The sequence below is a fragment of the Nonomuraea sp. NPDC050643 genome (assembly GCF_040654715.1).
Taxonomy (GTDB): domain Bacteria; phylum Actinomycetota; class Actinomycetes; order Streptosporangiales; family Streptosporangiaceae; genus Nonomuraea.
This window is the reverse complement of the sequence record NZ_JBFAIM010000168.1, coordinates 1-2,088: the sequence shown is the minus strand read 5'-3', so window position 1 is coordinate 2,088 and position 2,088 is coordinate 1. Positions and strand designations below refer to the sequence as shown.

The following is a 2,088-nucleotide window of genomic DNA, read 5'->3' as shown; positions in this document are numbered from 1 at the left end:
CCCCCACCACCCCAACGCCACCCAACTCCACCAAACCCTCACCCAAACCATCAACACCAACACCAACGCGAAGACCGGCACCGGCACCGGCACCGAAGACACCGTCACCAGCCAAGGCAGCGTCACCATCACCGCCTGCGACCTAAGCGACGAACAACAACTCACCCAACTCCTCGACAGCATCCCCCAAGACCGGCCCCTCACCGCCGTCTTCCACACCGCCGCCGTCCTCGACGACGCCACCCTCACCACCCTCACCCCCACCCAACTCCACACCGTCCTCACCGCCAAAGCCCGCACCGCCTGGCTCCTACACCACCACACCCAACACCACCCCATCACCACCTTCGTCCTCTACTCCAGCATCGCCGGCACCCTCGGCAGCCCAGGCCAAGCCAACTACGCCGCCGCCAACACCTTCCTCGACGCCCTCGCCCACCACCGCCACGCCAACGGCCAACCCGCCACCAGCCTCGCCTGGGGACTCTGGACCCAAACCAGCACCATGACCAGCAACCTCACCACCACCGACCACCACCGCATCACCCAAACCGGCATCACCCCCCTCAGCACAACAGACGCACACAGCCTCCTCGATGCCACCCTCGCCACACCAGAAACGCTGGCCATCCCCGCGCACCTCAATCTCACCCACCTACGCGCGCCAGACGGAACCCTCCCTCCCATCCTCCGCAGTCTGGCCCCCGCTCACCGCACCACCCAAAGCACTGCCGCTACGCCCACCACCAGCAGCGAACTGCAACGCCAACTCGCCGCTCAAAGCGAGAGCGAACAACACCAGACCCTGCTCGCCCTGGTCCAAAGCCACGCCGGCGCCACCCTGGGTCACACGAGCCCCACGCACCTCAACGCCAACCACCCCTTCCAACAACTCGGCTTCGACTCCCTCACCGCCATCGAACTCCGCAACCGCCTCACCACCACCACCGGACTCCGCCTCCCCGCCACCCTCATCTTCGACCACCCCACCCCCACAGCCCTCGCCCAACACCTCCACCAACAACTCACCACCACCAGCAGCAAAACCACAACCACCACCGGCACCAACAGCAGCCGCAGCACTACCACCAACACACCGCACACAACCCTGCCCGCAACAAGCACAACAAGCAATGAACCGATCGCCATCATCGGCATCGGCTGCCGCTTCCCCGGCGGCGTCACCTCACCCGACGACCTCTGGAACCTCGTCCACAACGGCATCGACGCCATCGGCGACCTCCCCCACGACCGCGGCTGGAACCTCGACACCCTCTACCACCCCGACCCCGACCACCCCGGCACCACCTACACCCGCCACGGCGGATTCCTCCACAACGCCGGCCACTTCGACCCCACCTTCTTCGGCATCAGCCCCCGCGAAGCCCTCGCCATGGACCCCCAACAACGCCTCCTCCTCGAAATCGCCTGGGAAACCCTCGAACACGCCGGCATCGACCCCACCACCCTCCACGGCACCCCCACCGGCGTCTTCACCGGCATCATGCACGACGACTACGCCACCCGCCTCACCCGCGTCCCCAAAGACCTCGAAGGCTACCTCGGCACCGGCACCAACATCAGCGTCGCCTCCGGCCGCATCGCCTACACCCTCGGCCTCCAAGGCCCCGCCGTCAGCATCGACACCGCCTGCTCCTCCTCCCTCGTCGCCGTCCACCAAGCCGTCCAAGCACTCCGCAACAACGAATGCACCATGGCCCTCGCCGGCGGCATCACCATCATGGCCACCCCCGGCGTCCTCACCGAATTCAGCCGCCAACGCGGCCTCGCCCCCGACGGCCGCTGCAAATCCTTCGCCGCCGCCGCCAACGGCACCGCCTTCTCCGAAGGCGCCGGCCTCATCGCCCTCGAACGCTTATCAACAGCCCAACAAAACGGCCACCACATCCACGCCCTCATCCGCGGCTCAGCCGTCAACCAAGACGGCGCCTCCAACGGACTCACCGCACCCAACGGCCCCTCCCAACAACGCGTCATCCACGCCGCCCTCACCAACGCCGGCCTGCCCCCCGACCACATCGACGCCATCGAAGCCCACGGCACCGGCACCACCCTCGGCGACCCCAT

General features: G+C 67.2%; 1 protein-coding gene. It reads left to right on the top strand.

All coding sequences use genetic code 11. From position 1 onward, the window contains the following. The coding region (locus tag AB0I15_RS66725) for a type I polyketide synthase (protein ID WP_358121146.1) at window positions 1-2,088 on the top strand (2,088 nt) is incomplete at both ends.